Origin of the sequence: Microbulbifer sp. MKSA007 (assembly GCA_032615215.1) — a bacterium.
Taxonomy (GTDB): Bacteria; Pseudomonadota; Gammaproteobacteria; order Pseudomonadales; family Cellvibrionaceae; genus Microbulbifer.
In genome coordinates this window covers 4,407,445-4,429,959 of the sequence record CP128433.1, presented here as the reverse complement: position 1 = coordinate 4,429,959, position 22,515 = coordinate 4,407,445, and the positions used below count along the sequence as shown (strand labels likewise).

19 protein-coding genes are annotated in these 22,515 nt (G+C 50.2%); 7 read left to right on the top strand and 12 right to left on the bottom strand.

Annotated elements, in window-relative coordinates; translation table 11 throughout:
• The gene (locus QT397_22650) at positions 1–156 is read right to left on the bottom strand and encodes a hypothetical protein (protein WNZ55616.1); all 156 of its coding nucleotides are present in this window, start codon (positions 154–156) and stop codon (positions 1–3) included.
• Between the two features lie 84 nt (positions 157–240).
• Between QT397_22650 and soxR the strand changes: the two genes are divergently transcribed.
• Positions 241–729: a redox-sensitive transcriptional activator SoxR gene (gene soxR / locus QT397_22645; protein ID WNZ55615.1), complete on the top strand. Its 489-nt coding sequence runs from the start codon at positions 241–243 to the stop codon at positions 727–729.
• Between the two features lie 92 nt (positions 730–821).
• Here soxR and QT397_22640 read toward each other — a convergent pair whose 3' ends face one another.
• The 3 genes from QT397_22640 to QT397_22630 form a co-directional block, all read right to left on the bottom strand.
• The gene (locus QT397_22640) at positions 822–1,547 is read right to left on the bottom strand and encodes a dienelactone hydrolase family protein (GenBank protein WNZ55614.1); all 726 of its coding nucleotides are present in this window, start codon (positions 1,545–1,547) and stop codon (positions 822–824) included.
• An 80-nt stretch (positions 1,548–1,627) separates the two neighbouring features.
• Positions 1,628–2,041 (bottom strand): VOC family protein, encoded by a 414-nt coding sequence (locus tag QT397_22635; GenBank protein WNZ55613.1) that lies wholly within the window; start codon positions 2,039–2,041, stop codon positions 1,628–1,630.
• 83 nt (positions 2,042–2,124) lie between these two features.
• Positions 2,125–2,727, bottom strand: coding sequence for a LysE family translocator (locus tag QT397_22630; protein WNZ55612.1), 603 nt, complete (start codon positions 2,725–2,727; stop codon positions 2,125–2,127).
• 375 nt (positions 2,728–3,102) lie between these two features.
• Between QT397_22630 and QT397_22625 the strand changes: the two genes are divergently transcribed.
• On the top strand, positions 3,103–4,062 hold the full coding sequence (locus QT397_22625; GenBank protein WNZ55611.1) for a LysR family transcriptional regulator: 960 nt from the start codon (positions 3,103–3,105) through the stop codon (positions 4,060–4,062).
• A 68-nt stretch (positions 4,063–4,130) separates the two neighbouring features.
• Here the strand turns inward: QT397_22625 and QT397_22620 are convergent, their stop codons facing one another.
• The 7 genes from QT397_22620 to QT397_22590 all read right to left on the bottom strand — a co-directional run bounded on the left by QT397_22620 (position 4,131) and on the right by QT397_22590 (position 15,308).
• Positions 4,131–6,893 (bottom strand): nitrate reductase, encoded by a 2,763-nt coding sequence (locus QT397_22620; protein WNZ55610.1) that lies wholly within the window; start codon positions 6,891–6,893, stop codon positions 4,131–4,133.
• Positions 6,893–7,339: a nitrite reductase small subunit NirD gene (gene nirD / locus QT397_22615; GenBank protein WNZ55609.1), complete on the bottom strand. Its 447-nt coding sequence runs from the start codon at positions 7,337–7,339 to the stop codon at positions 6,893–6,895. The genes QT397_22620 and nirD overlap by 1 nt, the downstream gene beginning before the upstream one ends.
• Positions 7,340–7,426: 87 nt before the next feature.
• The gene (gene nirB, locus QT397_22610) at positions 7,427–9,964 is read right to left on the bottom strand and encodes a nitrite reductase large subunit NirB (protein WNZ55608.1); all 2,538 of its coding nucleotides are present in this window, start codon (positions 9,962–9,964) and stop codon (positions 7,427–7,429) included.
• A gap of 270 nt (positions 9,965–10,234) precedes the next feature.
• Positions 10,235–12,016 (bottom strand): bifunctional protein-serine/threonine kinase/phosphatase, encoded by a 1,782-nt coding sequence (locus QT397_22605; GenBank protein WNZ55607.1) that lies wholly within the window; start codon positions 12,014–12,016, stop codon positions 10,235–10,237.
• A complete protein-coding gene (locus QT397_22600) occupies positions 12,006–13,469 on the bottom strand; it encodes a NarK family nitrate/nitrite MFS transporter (GenBank protein ID WNZ55606.1) in 1,464 nt (487 codons plus the stop codon). Before QT397_22600 ends, QT397_22605 begins: the two co-directional genes overlap by 11 nt.
• Positions 13,470–13,648: 179 nt before the next feature.
• Complete coding sequence (locus tag QT397_22595; protein ID WNZ55605.1) at positions 13,649–14,713, bottom strand: CmpA/NrtA family ABC transporter substrate-binding protein; 1,065 nt, start codon at positions 14,711–14,713, stop codon at positions 13,649–13,651.
• A 7-nt stretch (positions 14,714–14,720) separates the two neighbouring features.
• Positions 14,721–15,308, bottom strand: a complete 588-nt coding sequence (locus tag QT397_22590; protein ID WNZ55604.1) for an ANTAR domain-containing protein — start codon at positions 15,306–15,308, stop codon at positions 14,721–14,723.
• 775 nt (positions 15,309–16,083) lie between these two features.
• On the opposite strand from QT397_22590, the gene QT397_22585 reads away from it, so the two are divergent.
• From QT397_22585 to QT397_22570, 4 genes are all read left to right on the top strand, one after another.
• A complete protein-coding gene (locus tag QT397_22585) occupies positions 16,084–17,631 on the top strand; it encodes a Re/Si-specific NAD(P)(+) transhydrogenase subunit alpha (GenBank protein WNZ55603.1) in 1,548 nt (515 codons plus the stop codon).
• 15 nt (positions 17,632–17,646) lie between these two features.
• The gene (pntB, locus tag QT397_22580; GenBank protein WNZ55602.1) at positions 17,647–19,038 is read left to right on the top strand and encodes a Re/Si-specific NAD(P)(+) transhydrogenase subunit beta; all 1,392 of its coding nucleotides are present in this window, start codon (positions 17,647–17,649) and stop codon (positions 19,036–19,038) included.
• 213 nt (positions 19,039–19,251) lie between these two features.
• A complete protein-coding gene (locus QT397_22575; protein WNZ55601.1) occupies positions 19,252–20,859 on the top strand; it encodes a S41 family peptidase in 1,608 nt (535 codons plus the stop codon).
• Between the two features lies 1 nt (position 20,860).
• Entirely contained in the window at positions 20,861–21,235 is a 375-nt protein-coding gene (locus tag QT397_22570) for a hypothetical protein (GenBank protein ID WNZ55600.1), read from the top strand.
• 34 nt (positions 21,236–21,269) lie between these two features.
• On the opposite strand, the gene QT397_22565 is transcribed toward QT397_22570, so the two are convergent.
• On the bottom strand, positions 21,270–21,575 hold the full coding sequence (locus QT397_22565; GenBank protein WNZ55599.1) for a YhbY family RNA-binding protein: 306 nt from the start codon (positions 21,573–21,575) through the stop codon (positions 21,270–21,272).
• Between the two features lie 139 nt (positions 21,576–21,714).
• Here QT397_22565 and rlmE point away from each other — a divergent pair, with 139 nt between their 5' ends.
• Positions 21,715–22,335 carry a 23S rRNA (uridine(2552)-2'-O)-methyltransferase RlmE gene (gene rlmE / locus QT397_22560; GenBank protein ID WNZ55598.1) on the top strand — a complete coding sequence of 207 codons (621 nt, stop codon included), beginning with the start codon at positions 21,715–21,717 and terminating at the stop codon, positions 22,333–22,335.
• The last annotated feature ends 180 nt before the right edge of the window (positions 22,336–22,515 follow it).

Here is a 22,515-nt window from a genome sequence, read left to right as displayed (position 1 = left end):
CTAGGTCCCTGGGTTTCTCTTCGCGGTATCTCCAGACTCGCGTATTTCAGTAGCAAATTTGGGGTTCAGGCTTGCAGCTGCCACTAGTAGTAAGAACAGGTTTGGGTTGGCTTGACCGACTGGTTGCGCAACGCCGTTTGCTTGGTGCTTTTCCATCACTTTTCTCCCTCGCTTGCATTAGGTTGCGCAGCAGTGTAAAACCTCAACTAATGTTTAGGTCAATGGTTGGTGGGCATTTTTATGGCAGCTGAAGAATCGGCCGAAAAAGGAGCGGTAAAGTCAAAGCAAATCAAGCGGGAGCTGACTGTTGGCGAGGTGGCCGAGCGCAGCGGCGTGGCAGTCAGCGCCCTGCATTTCTATGAAAGCAAAGGCCTGATTGCCAGCTGGCGGACCTCGGGAAATCAAAGGCGTTACTCGCGGGATGTGTTGCGCCGAGTGGCCATTATCAAGGTGGCCCAGAGCACCGGGATTCCACTGTCGGAAATACGCGAGGCTTTCGGGGAGCTTCCCAATAAACGCACGCCCAATGCGGGGGATTGGTCATCACTCTCTTCTCACTGGCGTGAAGAGTTGGATCAGCGTATCCAGCAGTTAACCAAGTTGCGCGATGATCTTGAGGGATGTATTGGCTGTGGTTGTTTGTCTATGCAGAAATGCCCTTTACGGAATCCCGGGGATGAAGCTGCGGAGCAGGGAGGGGGAGCTCGCTATTTGGATTTGACCGAGTAGGAAAGTAGTAGCAATACACGAGTACTGCTACCAACTCCCAAGGCGTACTTTTATCGAGCTAAAAGGTTGCTAGCAGTTTTCCGGCGTTCACTTCAGGAGAAAATCTTCTCGTAAAATGCCAGTGTTCCCCGCCAAGCGTCCTCAGCGGCTTCACGGTTATAGGCCAGCGGCAGGCCGAACTTTTCTCCCCGGTCTGTTGCACAGGGGTTGGTAAATCCATGTAGAACCCCCGGGTAACTGACCAGAGTTAATTTGGCTTTGGATTCCTGCATCTCAGTAACAAACTGGCCGACCTGGTCCGGTGGAACCATCACATCGGCGCCGCCGGTGTAGACCTGTATTTCAGCATTAATAGGTTTGTTTTGTGCGGGCGTACTTCTTGCCAGTGCCCCGTGGTAACTGACTACGCCGCGCAAGTCCACGCCGACTCGAGCCATAGCGAGTACGACTCCGCCGCCAAAACAATAGCCCTGTGCTGCGACCTGGTCCGAGTCTGCCTGGGGCCGCTGCTGGAGCAGTGATAATGCTGTGCGGAAGCGCGCTTCAAGGACCACCGGGTCCTTCAGGGCTTCATCCCTGAACTGTTGTGCCTCTTGTGGATCATCGGTCTGTTTGCCTGCGCCAAACATATCCACTGCAAAAGCGAGGTAGCCGCAGTTGGCCAGTTTCTCCGCCTGCTCGCGAACAAAGGCATTGTGCCCCCACCATTCGTGTACCAGTAAAACCCCCGGCCGTTTGTCACTGATATTTTCATCCCATGCGAGATATCCGCAAAAAGTATCCCCGTTTACGGTGTAGTCAATTACTTCCGCTTCCATAGTGAGTCGCCTGGCTGATCGAGAAAGAGTCGTTGGGAAACCGGTAAGGGCCCGGCTACTCCGCAAGCGTGGCACAAACTTCAGTTGTTGTCAGTGGGTGGCCCTTTCAGCTCAATCACATTGTCTTCGGGATCTGAGATGTAAATTGACAGGCCAATTCCATCGGCGCCAAAGCGCTCTTCTGCTGGCGAAAACTTTACCTGTTCCTGCGCTAAAAAGGCCTGGATGCTCTCCGGATTAAAGGGTTCAACCCGGAAGCAAAAATGATCCAGGTTCCGCCCTTCCTTTCCTGGTGCTGCTCCCCCTCTCTGGCCTATAGTTTTATCAACTGGCACTAAATCTATCATGCAAGTGCCTGCGCGGAGTTGGTAGAGGCCAATATCGTCCCGTTGGCGCACAATGCTGCATCCAAGAATATTTTGGTAAAAGTCGAGCATGGGTTTTAGGGATTGGACACGCAATACAATATGGTCAATATGGTGGAGCTTAATCATAGGCTGCCCAAGCTTAGTTTTTACTAAGACTAGGTGGACCCCAAGGTAGTTGTCGAGTGAATTAAATGTTAGAGATTTTTTAGTTAATCTGTAAAAGCCTGGCTATAGAGAAGGTAGGTAGCGCAAATAATCAGAAGGCTCCCCATGGATCTGTTAAATATTTTGCGCCGGTATTGACTCTCTAATAATAGGCGAGCCCGATCTCCGGCAATAGCCCAAATACTTAATGAGATGTAGCAAACCAGAAAGTAAATCAGGGTGAATGAGAGTAAATTGCTGTGGTTATCGCTGCTGGAGAAAATAGCCACTCCAGAAAGGCAGGCGATCCAGGCCTTCGGATTGAGCCATTGCAATAAAAACCCCTGGTAAAAGCGTGGTTTCTGTAACTGCTCAATATCCGCATGATTAGTAGGTGCAGCCGCTGTTTGGTAGCCGATAAAGGCCACATAAATTGATCCTGATATCGCAACATATCGTAGTAACTGGGGATAAATTTCTATTGCCTGATAGAGCCCAAGGCCTATAGCTGCAAGTAACAGTGTAAAGCCTATTGTGGCTCCTGATACAAAGGGCAAGGTGCGGATAAATCCATAATTCACCCCAGAGGAAATGATAACCATATTCACCGGCCCCGGTGTAATGGACATAGCCAGGGAAAACCCAAACATAGCAAGAAGTAGTGACATTCGCTGCTCCTAGCAGTTATCAATTGTTTGGAGACTTTAATGGCCTGGTAGGAAAATGATTAGATACTTAAAACTGAAATATATTGTTTATAAAAATTTACTTACTAAAAATGGAGAAGGAAAGAATACACTGCACTTGGGACCCTATGAGGCATGGATGCCGATTAGGAGCTTACAGGGATGTATTCACTGCGTGTCTCGAGTGCAGTGTATTCTTTCCTTCCACCCCAGTAGTAAGTATGGAAGAGTGTGCTGCATGAGACTGGGTGCCGATTACGTGCTAACAGCAATATATTCACAGATCTTCGCAAGAGCGGTGTATTCTTTCCTGCTGACCCAGAAGTATCTTTAGAGAATTCATAGGGAGTTGCTATTGTGCTAAAGGATATTCGCTATTTACTGGTGTTTGCCAAGGTTGTGGAAAGCGGCTCTTTTAGAGGCGCTTCTTCGGAACTGGATATTTCTGTCGCCAGCGTTAGTTCCTATGTGGCGAGGTTGGAGGAAAGTCTTGGCGTTGCGCTCTTGTATCGCAATACCCGCAAGTTGTCCCTGACCGAAGATGGGGAAAAGATTTATAAAACGGCACAGAATATATTGGATTTGTACGCCGATGGTCTCGGAGAATACAAAGCGCGAGAGGAATGCAGTATCAGTCGGCTTAAAATTGCAATCCCCGCCGTTTTGATCCACAGCCGCTTGCTGAGCAAAATAGTGGGCTTTGTCCGGCGGGATCTGGGTATTCATTTACAACTTCAATGCAGCGACCAGCACGAGGATGTAATTGGCGGTGGTTTTGACTTGGCAATTCGCCTGGGTAATATGCCTGACAGCAATTTGAAAGCGCGTAAGATATTTGAATTAGAGCGGGTGTTAATTGCCAGTGGCGATATGCTGGATCGCTATGGTTTTCCGGGTCATCCTCGCGACCTTGCAGTCTGGCCCTGGATTGGGCTGACAATGCGGCCCAATCACAGGCAATTTCTACATCGGCAGCAGGGCGAATATGAAGTTAGCTACACCCCGGTAGCGACTGTCGACAGCGTTGAAGCGGCTTATCGACTGACGAGCTGCGGCCTGGGACTATCGGCACCACCTCGATTTTTAATAAGCGCACAGGATGATGTACAAGAGTTATTGCCAGACTGGCCGCTTCCGAATTTACCCGCCTATGCAGTTAGGCCTTCAAACGGAGTCTCCGAAGGTCCTATACAGAAACTGATTGATTATTTGGCCGATAGTGATACCCAGCTTGCTGCTTGCCATCCTCGCGATTTAACGCAAAAGCTAGCTGCAGAAGCGGTTGATTGTCCCGGAAGGTTCTCAATAGCTCGGTAGAGGCCTCTGCCGTCAAGGTTGGTCACTTGCGGGCAGAGGTTCTTTTATTCATGGGGGAATTTAAAACCTTACTGCGGAATAAATTCCTGAACCATATTTATTCGGGCATTACTGCTTATTTCTACCGGATCTTGCTTTACCGGAGTTGACTCCATGGATGTGTCTTCAGAGGCGTTAACTGTGCGAATAATGCTGGAAATTTCTGGTTTGCAGGAACCGCAGCTGGTACCGCAGCCAAGGGTTTCTCCCAGTGCTTCGACGGTGTTAATGCCTTGGGCGATGGCCTCCTCTATCTGTGGCCGGGAAACCTGGAGGCAGGTACAAATCATCTTCACACCGGGCTTTATGGGATGAAGCAGTTGCCCTGGTGATTCAGGCAGGGGAGTGGCCAGGTAGTTTTCCAGGTGCTGTCGGCTGGGTAATTGGTGCCAGTTTCTACCAGAGAAAATCAGCAGCTTTAAGCTATTATCGTAGGCGATCCAGCGCTGACTTTTAGAGGTAACCAATTCCTGCCAGAACAATTGGGGCTGGTCGTTCATTATCTTGGATGCCAGATCCCGCCCGTGGATAAGTTGGTTCGCGGCAATTTCATAGCGAAAGCCATTTTCCAAGGGGACTCGATACCAGTGCAGGATACTGCTGTCGTTGGACTGCTGTAACCAATCCCATACTCTATCGGCAGTCTCTTCGGCACAGATCATTGTGGCAAAGTATTCAGCTGCCAGGGGACTGACATTGACGGGAACCTGTTTGAATTCAGGTTGACCGGAATAGGGATCAATACTGGAGTCCGCCAGGGCACTGGGCTTGGAATCCTGTGAGAAGGTTTCACTCCAGTGAATGGGGGCAAAGATCTCCCCTCTTTTTTGCCCGCCGTTGAGAGCGGCGCGGCCGACCATTTTAGATGAGGCGCTGTTTAACCGAACTAATTCCCCATCTTTAACCTGGAAGCGAGCGGCATCCTTGGGGTTTATTTGTATTTCCGGCAGTTCGCTGTGATCGAGTAATTTTCTTACCCGCCCGGTTCGGGTCATGGTATGCCACTGGTCGCGCATACGGCCGGTATTGAGCCATATAGGATACTCGCCACTGATCTGCTGTTCCGGAGGCTGCGGCGCTATGGGGATAAAGCGAGCACGTTTGTCCGGGGTAAAAAACTGTCCACTGGTGAATAAGCGTTTGCACCCGGCTGGATGCTCCTGGTTGACCGGCCACTGTACCGGGGCCAGTGCATCGTATTCACTGCGATTGATATTGGCGAGTGCGGAGATATCAAAAGCCCTGGAGCCGTGGTTTTCGAAGCCGGAAAGCTGGGCGTGCTCACGAAAAATATCGGCGGGGTGTGAATAATTAAACTGATCTCCATAACCCAGATGTTGGGCCAGTCCGCACAGGGCTTGCCAGTCGTGGCGAGCTTCTCCCGCTGGGGATAAAAATCCACGTTGCCGAGAGATACGTCGTTCTGCATTGGTGACAGTGCCGTTTTTTTCTCCCCAGCCCGTTGCGGGAAGTAGCAAATCGGCACAGCGAGCGGTATCGGTATTGGCAATGCAGTCGGAGACAATAACCAACGGGCATTTCTGTAGTGCGGCTTTGACTCTATCGGCTTCGGGCATACTGACGGCGGGGTTGGTAGCCATAATCCAAATGGCTTTAATTTTTCCGCTTTCTACCGCGCGGAACATATCCACAGCCTTCATTCCCGGCTTGGTAGCAATTTGATCGGAATTCCAGAATCGTGATACCCGGTCAATATCCTGCTCGTTAAACTCCATATGCGCGGCGAGGGTATTGGCAAGTCCGCCCACCTCGCGTCCACCCATCGCGTTGGGTTGGCCGGTAATAGAAAATGGTCCTGCACCAATTTTGCCCACGCGTCCGGTGGCTAAATGGCAGTTTATGATTGCGTTGTTTTTATCAGTGCCGCTGCTGGACTGATTGATTCCCATGGAATAAAAACTAATGGTCTTTTCTGTTGCTGCAAATGCCTGAAAAAATTCCAATAGTTTTTCGATAGATATGCCACAGGTGGCCGCAGTTAATTCTGGTGACCAGTCTTGAGCCGCAGCTAAGGTATCGGCAAATCCCTGTGTATGATTTTTTATGTAGCCGGTATCTAGATAATAGTGCCGGCTGAGAAAACGCAGTAGTCCATTGAATAGTGCCGCATCAGTGCCGGGTTTAATTGCCAGGTGAAGATCTGCCATTTCACTGGTAGCGCTGCCACGGGGGTCGATAACGACAAGCTTTGCAGCACCTGCCTGCATTCGCTGGAATAAGATCGGATGTGTCCAGGCTGCATTGGAACCGATAAGCACGATAAGTTCAGCCTGTTCCAGATCCTCATAGGAACAGGGTACCGCATCGGCACCAAATGCGCGTTTATATCCCACCACCGCAGAGGCCATACAAAGTCGGGAATTGGTATCAATATTGGCAGAGCCAATAAATCCCTTCATTAACTTGTTGGCCACATAGTAGTCTTCGGTGAGAAGCTGACCGGACAGATAAAAAGCTACAGAGTCAGGGCCATGGTCGCGAATTGTCTGCTTAAAGGCATCGGCCATATAAGAGAGCGCAGTATCCCAGTCACAATCTTTTCCGCGCAGGCGAGGGTGCAGGAGACGGCCGTGTTCGCCCAGCGTTTCGCCGAGCGCAGAACCTTTAACGCACAATTTGCCGAAATTTGAAGGGTGCTGGGAATCGCCACTAACAGTAATCGCTGTAGTATTTGCGCGCTCTTCCCTGTTAACCGAAACCCCACAACCGACACCACAATAGGGGCAGGTAGTGCAGGAGCGGTGCGCGCTCAGAAATTCCTGTACTGCCATTACTGTAGCTTATTGTTGCCGATGTAAACCGTGTTCCCACTAAATGCCAGCGGGTAGGTGGCAAGCTTGATATCGCTGTCTTCCATGCAGACTCCATCGCTAAGGCGGAAATGGTTTTTATACATTGGGGAAGCAATGGTTAATTCCCCTTCCAATTCCGCAATAATTCCTCTTGCAATCACACCAGCTTGTGCGATTGGGTCCCAGTTGTCAACGGCATAAAGCTGTTGTTCCTGGTCGGGTAAAAAAAACAGGGCGATGCTTCTTTGATAGACAGTTTTAGTCACTGTATTCAAAGCCTTCGTTGGGTATACGGAGGTATCGCCCCAAAGCGCACATACCCCAGAGTTGGTGACCAAATCTGATCGCTGACAGATTGGAGACCATTGGGGGTGGGTTATGGCAACTGAATTTGAGGGAGTTTCTTGCAGGGCAGCCAGGCTCATAATAATTTCCTCACAATGGATGGAAAGGATTCAAAAGCAATTTATTAATAAAGGTATAACTGGCGGCTTGCGCCGCCGGGAGAAGCTTTAGGCGGATTCGGCTGTTTCCACTAGCTCGTCAGTGGTCGCCGGACGCGGTTGCCCGCGCTCTTTAACGAAAACAATCTTTTCGTCGGTTTCGTTGCTATTAACGAATTGACGGAAGCGCTTGAGTTTTTCCGGATCGTTAATGGCTGTTTTCCATTCGCATTGGTAGGTGTCTACTACCCGGGCCATCTGGGCTTCCAGCTCGGCACAAATCCCCAGCTTGTCATCGATAATGACTTCGCGCAGGTAATCCAGGCCGCCGTCAAGATTTTCCAGCCACACAGATGTGCGCTGTAATTTATCGGCGGTGCGCACATAGAACATCAGGAAACGGTCGATATAGCGGATAAGGGTTTCGTCATCCAGGTCAGTGGCGAACAAATCTGCATGGCGGGGGCGCATGCCGCCGTTGCCACAAACAAATAGATTCCAACCTTTTTCAGTGGCGATAACCCCGACATCTTTGCTTTGAGCCTCAGCGCATTCACGGGTACAGCCGGAGACAGCCATTTTTATTTTGTGTGGAGAGCGCAATCCCTTGTAGCGGTTCTCTACTTGAAGGGCCATTGAAACGCTGTCCTGAACCCCAAAGCGACACCAGGTGCTACCAACACAGGACTTAACCGTGCGCAGGGATTTGCCGTAGGCATGGCCGGTTTCAAATCCGGCATCAATCAGCTCTCGCCAAATTTCCGGTAGCTGCTCCAGGCGCGCGCCAAACAAGTCGATACGCTGGCCGCCAGTAATTTTTGTATAAAGGTCGTAGCGTTTGGCCACTTCGCCGATCACTATTAATTTTTCCGGTGTGATCTCGCCGCCGGGAATACGCGGAACTACAGAATAGCTGCCGTTTTTCTGCATATTCGCCATAAAAGTATCGTTGGTGTCCTGTAAGCCGACATGAGTCTGCTCCAGAATATGTTCATTCCACAGGGAGGCAAATATGGATGCGGCTGCAGGTTTACAAATTTCACAGCCGCGCCCTGAACCGTGTTTGCTTAATAATTCACTAAAGGTTTTTATTTCTTCCACCTGGATAATGTGGAATAACTCCTGGCGGGAGAAGGGGAAGTGCACGCATAAGTGATTGTTCACTTCCATGCCGAGCGCCGCTAGCTCTTCATCGACAATATTTTTCAGTAGCCCAGCACAACCACCGCAGCCTGTAGATGCTTTTGTTGCATCCTTGACATCAGCCAGTGAGTGGCAGCCACCGGCAACGGCGTCGATAATCTGGCCTTTACTTACATTGTGGCAGGAACACACGGTAGCCGACGCGGGAAGTGTAGCAGCACCCAGCCCGGGAGTGGCGCCATCGGTTGCCGGTAAAATTAATTGTTCCGGGTGTTCGGGCAGATCAATATCGTTGAGGTGATATTGCAGCAGGGTATCGTAGTCATCCGTATCTCCTACCATTACCGCGCCCAGGAGCTTTTTTCCCTCGCTATCGGTGATCATACGTTTGTAAACACCGCTCTGCTCGTCTACAAAAGTAATAGCGGCAGCGCCGTTGGTGCGACCATGGGCATCGCCAATAGAACCGACCTGTACGCCCAGGAGTTTCAGCTTGGTGCTCATGTCAGCACCGTTAAAACTTTCCTCTCCACCGGTCAGTTGAGCGACAGCAGTACGCGCCATGCTGTAACCGGGAGCGACCAGGCCAAAAATTTTCTGATCGTAAAGCGCGCATTCGCCGATAGCGAAAATATTCGGGTCTGAAGTACGGCAGTTGCTGTCAATTACGATCCCGCCGCGTTCGCCAATTTCCAGCCCGCTGGATTTTGCCAGTTCATCCTGGGGGCGAATGCCTGCGGAGAAAACAATCATATCGGTAAGCAGTTCTTTATCTCCCTTGAACTGCATACGCAGGCGGCCGTCTACTTCTTCAATCAATTCAGTGGCAGTACTGGTGTGTACCTGAACCCCGAGTGCTTCAATTTTTGATCTTAATAGGGCTGAACCACCTTCATCCAACTGAGTGGCCATAAGGCCTGGGGCGAACTCGACAACGTGGGCTTCAAGTCCCAGGGCTTTAAGGGCATTGGCAGCTTCCAGGCCCAGTAGGCCACCGCCGACAACTACACCACTTTTTGCACTGGCGGCAATCGAGCGAATGGAATCGAGATCTTCCAGGGTTCGATATACAAAGCAGTGCTGGTGTTGGTGTCCGGGTATTGGTGGGACAAATGGGTAGGAGCCAGTGGCGAGTATTAATTGATCGTAAGAGTGGCAGGCTCCACTTGCCGCAGTAATTGTTTTATTGTCCCGATCAATTTGCACCACCTTGTCATTGAGCAGGATATTAAAACCCCACTGCTGATACTGCTCCAGGTCTCCCATGGACAGGTCTTCAGCTGTGCGCCCGGCAAAGTATTCGGAAAGGTGGACCCGGTCATAAGCGGGACGGGGCTCTGCACAGAATATGGTGATATCAAACTGGTTGGCGTATTGATGGTTGGCGAGCTGTTCCAGGAAATGGTGCCCGACCATACCGTTGCCAATCACAATCAGCTTTTGAGGTTTAACATTTGCCTTCATTTACAATCCTGCCGTCTCAATTCGTTTTATCCGGCAGGAAGAGGGCCCGTCTGAAATGGCAAGGGCGTCTCCTCTTCTGCCGAAGAGTACAGGCGCCGTTGCCTCGTAATGGGGGAATAATTTGTTGGTAATTAAATACATTCAATCTCTATGCCAATTTTATTTTTAGTAATAAAGGGGTTTTGGCCTGATTGTCCACAATTTTTGCGACAAAGTGGTGCATTTAATTAATTTTCTGCGCTGTATATGTGCTTATTCAAATCTTATGTATTAGCGCCAAAAGAAGTAGAGCAGATGAGAGAGCAGTAGAATTAAAGTTAGTAGCTGCCAGACAAGAACCGGATTTCTTTCTAGCAGGGGGCGGCTTTGGGGGGCTTTAAATTCCGGGCTGGGAGATTGCAGATCCTGGATAAATTCTGACAATGCGTTGTAGCGCTTTTTAGGATCAGGAGCACAAGCCTTTTGTAGAGCGCTATCAATCCAGTAGGGAATATCTTTGCGGTGTGCGGATGCGCGAGTAAAGCGCATTTGGTTATAGCTCTTTAAACGGTAGTGGTAGCTACCAAAGCGCTCGGGATAGGGATATTTGCCCGTGAGCAATTCATAAGCAATGATTCCCAGGGAAAAGATGTCTGATCGATGGCTGGCGCTATCCCCAAAAAAGAATTCCGGAGCTGCATAATTCTTACTGCCGGGTGCTGTTTCACCAGATAGATGTAATTGCTCTCTGAGCCCTGGGCCATCGGCACCACCGAGATCAATGATTACCAGGCGCCCGTCGTTGCGCATCATAATATTCTCTGGCTTGAGATCGCCGTGAACGATCTCCAACCGCTGTAAACTTCGCAACGCACTAACCAGTTGTGCCATTAGCTCCCGCACTTGGGGAATTTGAGGTTGTGGATGTAATTGCATCCACTGACGCAAAGTCTGTCCTTCGATATATTCGAGAATATGATAGAGACAGTGCCTTTCAGAAGTCGGAGCAAAAACTTTAATAATTCCTGGGTGGGAGATTCGTCGCCCGGTCCATTCCTCAGCAATAAATCGTTCGATGTAGTGGGGGTCATCGCAGAAATTAACCGAGGGAGTTTTTATCACCCGCAATACTTCGGTATTGAGGTCTCGGGCCAGATAGAGATGGCTGCGGCTGCTGGCATGTAATTCCTGTAAAACAAGAAAGTTGTCGAGCTTTTGGCCTGGGCGCAGGTCAGGTGCGAACGGGAGTTCGCGATTGCGCATAGCCAATTCATCGCACTGGGGCAGCCCTACATAATTTATCCGGCAAGTGACAGCAGTCAGGTTATCGGTAGAGCCCGCTTCCAGAGCAGCATCAATAAGCCCTTGTGGTGTTGAGCTGGAAAAGTTAAGCAATCGCTCAATCATCTCCGTCTCAGGCAGAAAATCGTGAATACCATCGCTACTCACCAGGAAAATATCCCCGGACTGTAATTCCTCACAGCGGTAGTCCACCTCAATATGGGCATCCATTCCCAGGGCGCGACTCAAAAACGTGCGTCCAGGTCCAAGGCTGTGGCTGTGATCGCTACTCAGGCACTCTAATTTCCTGTCGCGGAGCCGGTATATCCGGGAATCGCCGATGTGAACCAGATGTGCGCTGGTGCCTTTGAAAATAACGGCAGAAAAAGTGGTCAACCAACCCCGTTTAATTTCTGCACTGCCGCCACTCTGTCGAAATAGCCAGCTATTGAGCGAGTGCAAAACCCGCGCAACAGCGTGCTTTGTCGACCAGGTTTGCGGGGTGCTGTAATAATCGGAAAAGAATCCATTGATGGCAGCGCGGGCTGCTTCACCGCCGGCTTCTGCATTGGCAACACCGTCGGCTACTGCGGCAAGGCTGCCGTGGCGCTGTAATTCAGCGCCTTCGGGAAGCCTCACTGCGCAGGCGTCGTCATTGTGTTGGCGAAGTCCGGCGCAGGAGGCAGTGAACAGTTGCAGGGCATCTTCTTTATCGCCCTGCGAACTGTCACTGGCAGCGAGCCCGGATTCTTCTGTGCTCGCTGCAGTGGGTAGATCGTTATTAGGCAACATCGATCATGGATACGCTGCCATCGGGGTGTACTTCTGCCATTTGTCCCTCCGGTTCTTCCAGTAGAAGCAGGGCGGCAAAGCCGAGCAATGCGGTAGCGCAGATTACCAGGAAAAAGGCCTGGTAAGACACCATGCTGAGAACGGTGAGATAGAAAACGGCTCCGACATTGCCGTAGGCGCCAGTCATGCCGGCAATCTGCCCGGTTAGGCGGCGTTTGATCAAGGGCACCACTGCGAATACAGCGCCCTCGCCAGCTTGCACAAAGAAGGAACAGGCCATGGCAGCGGCGACCGCCAGGTACAGGGGCCACTCGGCATCGATCATGCTCATAGTGAAGTAACCCAGAGCCAGGCCAGCGGTGAGGATCAGCAGGGTAGGTTTGCGCCCCCAGCGGTCACTAATCAATCCGCCGGCAGGGCGTGACATGAGGTTCATAAAGGCATAGGCGGAGGCCAGCAAGCCAGCTTTTACCGGGTCCAGTGTAAAGGTCTCGGAGAAGAACAGGGGCAGCATGGAAACCACAGCCAATTCGGAACCGAAAGTCGCGAAGTAGAGCAGATTCAAAACTGCTACTTGCTTAAACTTATAGCGGTGTACCGGTGCTGGTGGGTTGCTGAGTACTTCACGGTTAATACTGTAGGTTTTATACGCGTCCAGAAGATACAGTAATACCAGGCCTGCATAGATCAGGTTGGCGGTAAGGTTGGATATTAATGCAACGCCGCTGGATAATTTCCAGGTTAGCAGAGCCAGTGCCGCATACATGGGCACTTTCATCACCAGAAGCAGGAAAAAATCCCCGGGACTGGTGACTTCCATAGCACCAATTTTTTTGGGCTTGAAATAGGTTGACCCCTTGGGCGTATCAGTCACAGAGAAGTAATAAACTACGCTGTAAACCAGTGCGATTGCGCCAGTGAGGCCAATGGCATAGCGCCAGCCGTCGTCACCGCCAAAAAACAGGGCGATGGTGGGTAGGGACATGGCCGCTGCGGCTGAGCCAAAATTTCCCCATCCCCCGTAAATACCCTCTGCGGTACCCAGCTGTCGAGCCGGGAACCATTCGGATACCATGCGGATACCTACAACAAAACCTGCACCAATAAAGCCCAAAAGGAATCGGCCAATGGCTGCCTGCACAAAATTGTCTGCCAGGGCAAAAATAAAGCAAGGCACACTGCCGATTGCCAGTAATAGCGAATAGGTGAGTCTGGGGCCATATTTATCAGTGAGCATCCCGATTACAATGCGTGCGGGTATTGTCAGGGCCACGTTTAAAATAAGTAGGGTTTTGACCTGGTCCGGAGTTAATGAAAGGCTTTTCGCAATTGCCATTAGCAATGGTGCGTGGTTAAACCAGGCAAAGAAAGTGATAAAGAAGGCCACCCAAGTTAGGTGGAGCACTTTTATCTTCCCGCGGAACGAGAATAGATTAAGTGAGTCACTGGACATGCGCATTTCCTTTGTTTGCTAATTCCGCAGGCACAAAAAAGCCCACAGCTGCAGCCGCTTGACTGCAGACGATGGACTTCGTTGCCCGTTATATTCGGCGAACAACCGCTTCACCGCGCTGATGCGCCTGAGGGAAGGCAATTGCATCATCGAATTATTTCCATTCAATTAATGTGCCACTATTTTTTTGCGAGCAGGAAATCCACCGTTTGCCGGTAGAGGTCTGGACGATAGGCTTCTGCTGCACGAAGTGTCGAGCTCCCCAGATCTGAATACATCTCCAGCAGTTGCCGTGCTTTTTCCTGAGTTGGGCGCCCGCAGTCGTTATCAATATGGGCAAAGAGGTGCCAGCCGGGATTGGCGAGAATCTCCCGGTCCCGGTGGTAGAGAATCTGGTCATTGAGGGAGCGCTGAATCAGCTCCTCAGGCAAGTTGAGGTATTGCCCCAGGGATAAGAGCTTGGCAGCTTCGGCTCTGTTTGCGCGTGCGGCAAGCCAGGTACAGGCTTTGAGAAGAGCGGCCCTTAGGGCTAGGTGGGTCGCAGGGTTGGCTTGGTGCCAGCTTTCAGTGACTGTCAGCACTTTTTCCGGCATAGCTGGCAGCAGTGTATTACAGGCTGCAATGACTACGCCGGACCCTTTGTGGGCGGCCAGGGAGTTCCAGGGTTCGCCTACACAATAGCCATCGATAACGCCACTGTGGAGGTTTTCCAGCATTTGTTCAGGCGGTAATACCACCAGTTTTATATCCCGGTCCGGGTCGATATCGACGGAGCGCAACCAGTATCTTAATTGCAAGCTATGACTGGAGAATGGATAAACCGTGGCGAGCCTGACAGTAGGAGGGTATTTATTGTCGTGCAGGTAGCGCTTTAGCGCCAAGGCGATATCGCTTTGTGAGTCACCTTCACAGTAATTTTGCAGGCGTTCGAATAATTCTGCGGAAAGGGTAATAGCATTACCATTGCAGCTGAGAATTAATCCACTTAACAAGCGTTCGTGGCAATTGGGTAACGCTTGTTCCAGTGTCAGGGGCATAGGAGCGAGCATTGCTGCAGCATCTGCTTTGCGCGCAATTAACTTGTCTCGCAGGGTGGCCCAGCTTGTTTCTTTTTGCAGCTGTACCTTTAATCCATATTCTTGGAAGTAGCCTAGTTCATTGGCGACAATCAGCGGTGCGCTGTCGGTCAGGCGCAGGTAAAGAAGTTTGATGGTCTTTTTTTCCGGGCACAGAAGGGCTGACATCGGTACTCTAATGCTCTTTCTGAAAATATTGGATTACTTGCTCGGCAACTGTATGGATGGTCGAGTTGCTGTTCATCGCGAGATTGCGCAAGGTCTTATGGGCATCCTCTTCACTGAGGTTCTTCTTGGCCATTAATAGCCCTTTGGCCCGCTCGATTGCTTTTCGCTCTGTGAGTTGCTGCTGGGTGCGCTCGAGAGACTGGCGCAATTGCTGGAAATGTTTAAATTGTGCCATAGCGATTTCTATCGCCGGTGCCACGCGCTCAGGAGTCATTCCCTCGGCCATATAAGCGCTTACCCCGGAGTCGACCGCGCGACTAATAAAGTCTGCGTTTCCGCTACCTGAAAACATAGCCACTGGGGTTGGCGCCTCACGATTGACTATGGCAAGGCTTTCCAGGATATCCCTGTCTGGGGATTCGATGTCTATCAGCACAATATCTGGACGGTATTTTTCCACCTGGAAGAGGAGCCCCTCGGCACTGTTGATCTGGGCGAGAATACTGTATCCAGCAGCACGTAATCGCTCACAAACCAAGTGGGCTCGCTCGGGATTGTCATCAACCAGCATGATTCCAGGGCTTGGATTAGTCACAATTTACTGCGGCACTCATCTAATATTTTTTATTGGGCTTTACCAACTTTTAATCAATAGTTGTGCCAAATACGCAGGGGTGGGGGAGTGGATGTGTGTCTCTAATTCCATGAGATAAATCTGGTGTTACTGCTTTTTCCTGGTGCGACATTCTGCGGATATTGTTTTTTTTGCACAAGTAGGGGGCTAGTACATATTTTTCAGGCAGAAAAGTGTGACTTGGTACTATGGAGGCAAAATTATCTGCACATTTGTGGTTTGTGTGAACAGACTGTCACATGGCGCGTTATTTTTTTATTATAAATGTAATGTGATTGTTGTCTTTGTCGATAATATTTAACTAACATGGTGTGTTTGGTGATCTATTTGTAGCTGTTAAAAATAGTCAGTTACCCCTAAATTTTTGTTGTTTTTTGTTTGTTTGTAGGTGCTTGCTCCACTGTGGGGATTTTTTTGGATTGAAAATTCATAGTGAATTGAACGGTAAGGCCATTTAAAAAGTAAAACTCCTTATATTTTGGACAAAAAAATAGCAATCTAACTTCAGGGAAAAGGTTTCGAGCGAGACTAATTTTTGCTTATTTCTCTCAGGTCTATATAGCCAATTCAGGATATATAGTCTTATTAATTTCACCAATTACGGCTATCAGGTTATCCCCCTTTTCATCCTATGTGACGACGTTTACACTCGATCTGTTTATAAATTGGGCAATCCAATACTTTTTGAGGTAGATGTAGCTGTAAGTTCATAAAACCAACTAAGAGGGGCACGGCGGTGATTATAGCCATACCTAGAGAGACCGCAGAGGGAGAAGCACGTGTTGCAGCGACTCCCGATAGCGTAAGACGATTACGCGATTTGGGTTTTTCCGTAGCGGTGGAGAAGGGGGCTGGTAACAGGGCCAGTTTTACTGATGAAGCTTATGCTGAAGCCGGTGCAGAAATCCGAGAGGATATGCAACAGTGCCTGGCTGATGCGGGCATAGTATTAAAAGTACAAGCACCAACTGATCGAGAGTTGGCCCTGATTCCCAAAGGGGCTACGCTGATCGCCTTTCTGAAGCCGGCACAAAATGCCGAGTTCCTACAGAAACTTGCCGAGCGCGATATCAATGCGCTAGCGGTCGAGTCGATTCCAAGAATTTCCCGCGCGCAAAAAATGGATGCGCTCAGCTCCATGGCAAATATTGCCGGCTATCGTGCGGTTGTGGAGGCTGCCCACAATTTCGGTCGCTTCTTTACAGGGCAGATCACGGCAGCAGGAAAAATTCCCCCGGCAAAAGTACTTGTTATTGGTGCTGGTGTAGCGGGGCTCTCTGCAATAGGTACGGCAAAAAGCATGGGAGCTATAGTGCGGGCCTTCGATACCCGCGCTGAAGTACGTGAGCAAGTGGAGTCCATGGGGGCTGAATTCCTCACCGTAGAAATTGAGGAGGAAGGCTCGGGCTCCGGTGGTTACGCCAAGGTGATGTCGAAGGAATTTATTGATGCTGAAATGGCACTGTTCCGCGAGCAGGCCAAAGAAGTGGATATTGTGATTACCACTGCCTTAATTCCGGGGAAACCCGCTCCGAAATTATGGCTTGCAGATATGGTCGACAGTATGCCTAAAGGTTCTGTCGTCGTGGATTTAGCAGCAGAAATGGGCGGTAACTGTGACTATACGGTGGCTCATGAAAAAGTGGAGCAGAACGGCGTCACTATTCTTGGTTATACCAATCTGCCCAGTCGAGCAGCGGCACAATCCTCGCGCCTGTATTCAACCAATCTCGCTCACCTGCTTGGGGAGCTAACTCCAGAGAAAGATGGTGAGATTAATCTCAATTTTGAAGATGAAGTGATTCGTGGTGCCACAGTGGTTAAATCCGGTGAGATTACCTGGCCTCCACCCGCACCAAAAATTTCTGCTCAGCCCAAGCCATCGGTGAAAGCTACTGAGGAAGTGAAAATTGTTGAGGAGAAAGCTGAGAAACGAAAATCTCCCGTATCTATTTTTGCATTTTGGGCGATCGCGGCAATCTTATTGCTGTGGTTGGGGCGCGTGGCACCTCCTGATTTCGTCTCGCACTTTACCGTATTTGTCCTGGCAATATTTGTTGGCTGGCAAGTGATTTGGAATGTTACTCATGCGCTACACACTCCGCTAATGAGTGTTACTAATGCAATTTCCGGCATAGTGGTTGTTGGTGCGTTAGTGCAGCTTGGGATTGCCAATTCGGGTTTGGTGAGCCTGCTTGCTTTCATCGGCGTGTTGGTGGCCAGTATTAATATATTCGGTGGTTTCTTTGTGACCTACCGTATGTTGAAAATGTTTCGCCGGTAAGGGGAGGAGAGAGTGATGAACGGTATGATTGCAATGGCTTATCTCTTCTCGGCAGTGATGTTTATCTTGAGTCTGGGAGGTTTATCCAGTCACGAAACTGCGCGCAGGGGAAATATTTACGGCATGGTGGGAATGGCAGTTGCCATTATCGCCACTATTGCTGGAGTGGCCGCCGGGGCTTACTGGATGGTCGCCATCGCCATGATCGTCGGCGCGGTGATTGGTTTGGCACTGGCCAAGCGTGTGGCTATGACTCAAATGCCACAAATGGTGGCTTTGCTACACAGCTTCGTCGGCTTGGCTGCGGTATTAATTGGTTGGGGCGGTTTCCTCGATCCGGTTGTGGAGTTACACGGGGCTGCTCATGTTGTCCACAGCACTGAGATATACCTGGGTGTATTTATTGGGGCAATTACCCTGACCGGTTCTTTGGTTGCTTTTTGTAAGTTGCAGGGATTGGTTTCCGGGAAACCATTAATGCTACCGGCCCGGCACTGGCTTAACTTGATTGCCATTTTGGCCTGTATTGTTCTGGGTGTGTTGTTTGTACCGGCAGATGTGCATGCGGGTACGGTTATTAACTTGCTGTTAATGACCTCAATTGCATTGCTGTTAGGTATTCACCTTGTGGCGGCTATTGGCGGCGCTGATATGCCGGTGGTTATATCCATGCTGAACAGCTACTCCGGTTGGGCCGCTGCCGCTACCGGATTTATGCTGGGCAATGATCTGTTAATTGTAGTGGGCGCCCTGGTGGGTTCTTCCGGTGCCATCCTGAGTTACATCATGTGCCGGGGAATGAACCGCTCTTTTATCAGCGTTATTCTCGGTGGATTTGGCTCTGATGGTGGTGAAGTGTCCGATGAGGAAGTCAATGGTGAAGTAATTGCCATTGATCAACAGGAGCTTGCGGATGAACTGGATGCGGCGGACAGTATCATTATTGTTCCCGGATTCGGAATGGCGGTAGCCCATGCCCAGCAGGCGGTTAGTGACTTGACTGATCGTTTGAGAAAAGCAGGCAAAACAGTGCGCTTTGGTATTCACCCGGTAGCTGGACGTCTTCCCGGACATATGAATGTGCTCTTGGCTGAGGCTAACGTGCCTTACGATATCGTTCTGGAAATGGATGAGATTAATCCAGACTTTCCCGCTACAGATTTGGTTTTGGTGATCGGTGCGAACGACACGGTAAACCCGGATGCAGTGGAAAAACCGGGCTCGCCTATCGCCGGTATGCCGGTGTTGGAAGTTTGGAAGGCCGGTAAGGTTGTTATCCTCAAACGCTCTATGGCTTCCGGGTATGCGGGAGTTGCTAACCCGCTGTTTTACAAAGAAAACTCACGTATGCTGTTCGGTGATGCAAAAGATAGTTTGCAGGGGGTTTTGGGTAAAGTCGGCAATTAGTTGCTGACTCGGGTTAATAATAGTAATTAACCTATTTTGTACTGAAGGGCCTGGTGGGGTACAAATTGTGATGTGCCTCTTCAGGCCTTTCTGTATTTTGGTTTAGCAATTTCTTTTGATGAAAAACTTGGTTATCGAACCCTTTTTCAAATAGTGGTAGGCTCCACCGCTTTACATATCTTTACTAATAAAAAGGTTAATAGGAGTTTGGGGATGGAAATCCGTCTACGTAAGCTAGCTTTAGCAGGGGTTGTTACTCTGGGAGCTTTAGGCTTGGCAGCCTGCGGGGGAGGCGGAGGTGGCTCTGACTCTGATAGTGGAGATGGTTCTGAGACGCCAACCGCCGTTGGCGGCACTTGGGAAAAGGGTAACTTCCTGCCTGTCTCAACTTATGCGAGCCGGTGTGTTGCTCCCCGCAGTGGCACAGACCCAGCAACGGGTTCAGCTTATGCTGATGTAGCGGGCACCCGCGAGGATGAAAATAACTGGTTGCGCTCAATGAGTAATGAGCTCTACCTATGGTACGACGAGATTGAAGACCAGGATCCAGCGAGCTTCGATGATTCCTTGGCTTATTTCGATGAGCTGAAAACTTTCGCCTTAACCCCCTCGGGTCAGGAAAAGGATCGCTTCCATTATACGGTTCCATCAAATGAGTGGTATTCACAAACCGAATCTGGGGTTTATGTTGGCTATGGTATTCAGTGGGCTTTACTTTCCGATGAGCCGCCACGTAAAGCGGTAGTCGCATATCTGGATGAGGAAAACGGTGGTAATCTGCCGGATATTATCACCCGCGGTGCAGAAGTTATCAGTGTGGATGGCGTTGACCTGGCTTACGGTAATGATGTCGATACCTTAAATTACGGTATGTGGCCGGAAAACGATGGTGAGTCCCACGTATTTGAAATAAGGCCTTTGGGTTCTTCAACGATTGAGACTGTCACTTTGGTTGCATCGCCAGTGCAATCGGACCCTGTTCAATATGTTAAAACGGTGGACACAAATTCGGGCCGCAAAGTTGGATATATGCTGTTCAATGATCATATTGCGACAGCGGAAGCGGAACTGATTGATGCTGTTAGCGCGCTTGAGTCTGAGTCTGTTGATGACTTAGTACTAGATCTTCGCTACAACGGTGGTGGTTATCTCGATATCGCTGCAGAGTTAGCCTATATGATCGCAGGTGATAATACTGCGGGACAGGTATTTGAAATTGCCCAGTTTAACGACCAGCATCCGGAAACTAACCCAATTACCGGAGCGCCATTGGATGGGACTCCATTCTACTCGACCGGCCTGGGCTTTGTTGATGAGTCTTTATACGGGGAAGAATTGCCGACTTTAAACCTGTCGCGGCTGTTTGTCTTAACCAGTGAAAATACCTGCTCAGCCAGTGAGGCCATAATCAATGGCTTGCGCGGAATTGATGTAGAAGTTATCCAGATCGGTGAGACTACTTGCGGTAAGCCTTACGGTTTTTATCCTCTGGATAACTGCGGCACCACTTATTTCACTATTCAGTTCTCCGGTGTAAATGCAAAAGGCTTTGGCGATTACTCCGATGGCTTTGTACCCAATGGTAATTATGGAACTGATGCTGATTTGCCCGGATGTGTGATCGGGGATGACTTTGACAATCTCCTGGGTGATGCTGATGAAGCACGGTTTGCCACTGCATTGAATTACATTGAGACTGGAGAATGTGGAGATATTGCCGTTAGCGCATTCTCCATTTCCGGTGAAAGCGAGGGTGCCCCCGTTTTCAATGCACGAGTGACCAAGGAAGTCTCTCGCAGTAACCGCATAATGGTGAAATAAAATGAAAATGGCAGCTTTGGCTAAACTTTGTAGTTTTGCATTGATGTGTCTTGGCTGCTCCTCCCAGCAAAATAATGAGACTGCACAACCGGCACTGTTACAGGAGACAAGCCCGGAGATTCAGGGCAAGTTGCAGGCGGCAGTTTCGCGAGCGCTGGGTGGGGTTAATGTGACCCTGGGCCCGAGGGTGTTTGTGGACGATACTATTTTGGTGATTGAGAATGATCCCAAAAAGATGGCTCTGATTGGCCGGGATATGGGGCGGCCGATCAAGTTTCAATTAGTCGGCAATGGTGAGAAATGTTGGTTGACACGGCTGTCCACTGGGGAATCCTGGGAGTTGCCTGTGATGTGTAAGCCAGTTTCCACTGGTTGAGAAAAGAAAGGGGAGCATTAGCTCCCCTTTTTGTTTATCGCAGCAGGTTGGACTTGCGAATATCCGGCTTCTGCGCAGCACGGAAAATCAGGGCAATCTTGCCAATTTCCTGTACTAGCTCTGAAGAGGATTTCTCACAAAGCTCGCCAACGATTTGGTGGCGTACTTCCCGGTCGGCGATCATCAGTTTGACCTTGATCAGCTCGTGGTCTTCGAGTGCCCGGTTCAGTTCTTCCATCACCCCCTCGCTCAGCCCATTGCCGGCTACGGTCACGACAGGTTTCAGGTTGTGACCCAGAGAGCGAAGAGCTTTTTGCGGTCGGCGGTTAAAGGCATACAATACTCCATTACCACTTTGTGGAATTCGATGTGGGAGCGGCCACAGACCGCGATCGTCGCCAGCGTTTGTTCGGCGGACCCGATCGCGGCCAGTGGCCGCTCTTACAATTAAGCTGTAGTGATTGTAGGCATTGTACCCGATGGGCCGATCTAAGAGCAGCCACCGTTGGCTGCGTGAACATTTTAATGACCATTACGTCAAACAGTCCCAAAAAGAGGGCTACCGCTCCCGTGCCAGCTATAAGCTGCAGGAGCTACAAAATAAGGACCGCTTATTCAAGCCGGGCATGACTGTTGTCGACCTGGGTGCGGCTCCAGGGGGCTGGTCCCAGGTAGCGATGGAGTTGGTAGGGCACAAAGGCAAGGTTTTGGCGTCAGATATATTGCCGATGGACCCGCTGGCCGGTGTGGACTTTGTCCAGGGGGACTTTACCGAGGAGTCTGTGCTCAGTGAACTGCTACAGCGCATGGGCGATGAACTGGCAGACCTTGTGATTTCCGATATGGCCCCCAATATGAGTGGGATACGCGATGTTGATCAGCCCGCCTCCATGTATTTGGTGGAACTGGCGGTCGATATGGCCCGGCAGGTACTTAAGCCCGGTGGTGCATTTGTTGCAAAGGTATTCCAGGGAGAGGGTTTCGACGAGTTGATCCGCGACTTGCGCGGTAGCTACAACAGTGTCGTAACTCGCAAACCTGGCGCTTCCCGCCCCCGTTCACGTGAAGTATACGTGGTGGCGCGAGGATTTAAGGGCTGAGAGCGACTGAGAACATCGGCGTATTTCTAGTCTGACTCCCCATATGGTATAAGCGATACCTGTATCGGGGGCGAAGGCTGTTGACCCCCCGCACCTATACTGGTTTTATCCGGTATTGATGTGGCCGGCATTGCCGGAATGAACGGATTTTGATTGCGAAAGCGAGAGGGCTATCCCTTT

Bases quoted from the DNA above. Each gene is read 5' to 3' on its own strand.
- QT397_22620 (WNZ55610.1), bottom strand. From the start codon at position 6,893: ATGGCAGTACAGGAATTTCTGAGCGCGCACCGCTCCTGCACTACCTGC.
- QT397_22575 (WNZ55601.1), top strand. From the start codon at position 19,252: ATGGAAATCCGTCTACGTAAGCTAGCTTTAGCAGGGGTTGTTACTCTG.
- QT397_22595 (WNZ55605.1), bottom strand. From the start codon at position 14,713: ATGTCAGCCCTTCTGTGCCCGGAAAAAAAGACCATCAAACTTCTTTAC.
- QT397_22605 (WNZ55607.1), bottom strand. From the start codon at position 12,016: ATGTTGCCTAATAACGATCTACCCACTGCAGCGAGCACAGAAGAATCC.
- QT397_22570 (WNZ55600.1), top strand. From the start codon at position 20,861: ATGAAAATGGCAGCTTTGGCTAAACTTTGTAGTTTTGCATTGATGTGT.
- pntB (WNZ55602.1), top strand. From the start codon at position 17,647: ATGAACGGTATGATTGCAATGGCTTATCTCTTCTCGGCAGTGATGTTT.
- QT397_22640 (WNZ55614.1), bottom strand. From the start codon at position 1,547: ATGGAAGCGGAAGTAATTGACTACACCGTAAACGGGGATACTTTTTGC.
- nirD (WNZ55609.1), bottom strand. From the start codon at position 7,339: ATGAGCCTGGCTGCCCTGCAAGAAACTCCCTCAAATTCAGTTGCCATA.
- QT397_22630 (WNZ55612.1), bottom strand. From the start codon at position 2,727: ATGTCACTACTTCTTGCTATGTTTGGGTTTTCCCTGGCTATGTCCATT.
- QT397_22635 (WNZ55613.1), bottom strand. From the start codon at position 2,041: ATGATTAAGCTCCACCATATTGACCATATTGTATTGCGTGTCCAATCC.
- soxR (WNZ55615.1), top strand. From the start codon at position 241: ATGGCAGCTGAAGAATCGGCCGAAAAAGGAGCGGTAAAGTCAAAGCAA.
- rlmE (WNZ55598.1), top strand. From the start codon at position 21,715: ATGGGCCGATCTAAGAGCAGCCACCGTTGGCTGCGTGAACATTTTAAT.
- nirB (WNZ55608.1), bottom strand. From the start codon at position 9,964: ATGAAGGCAAATGTTAAACCTCAAAAGCTGATTGTGATTGGCAACGGT.
- QT397_22600 (WNZ55606.1), bottom strand. From the start codon at position 13,469: ATGTCCAGTGACTCACTTAATCTATTCTCGTTCCGCGGGAAGATAAAA.
- QT397_22650 (WNZ55616.1), bottom strand. From the start codon at position 156: ATGGAAAAGCACCAAGCAAACGGCGTTGCGCAACCAGTCGGTCAAGCC.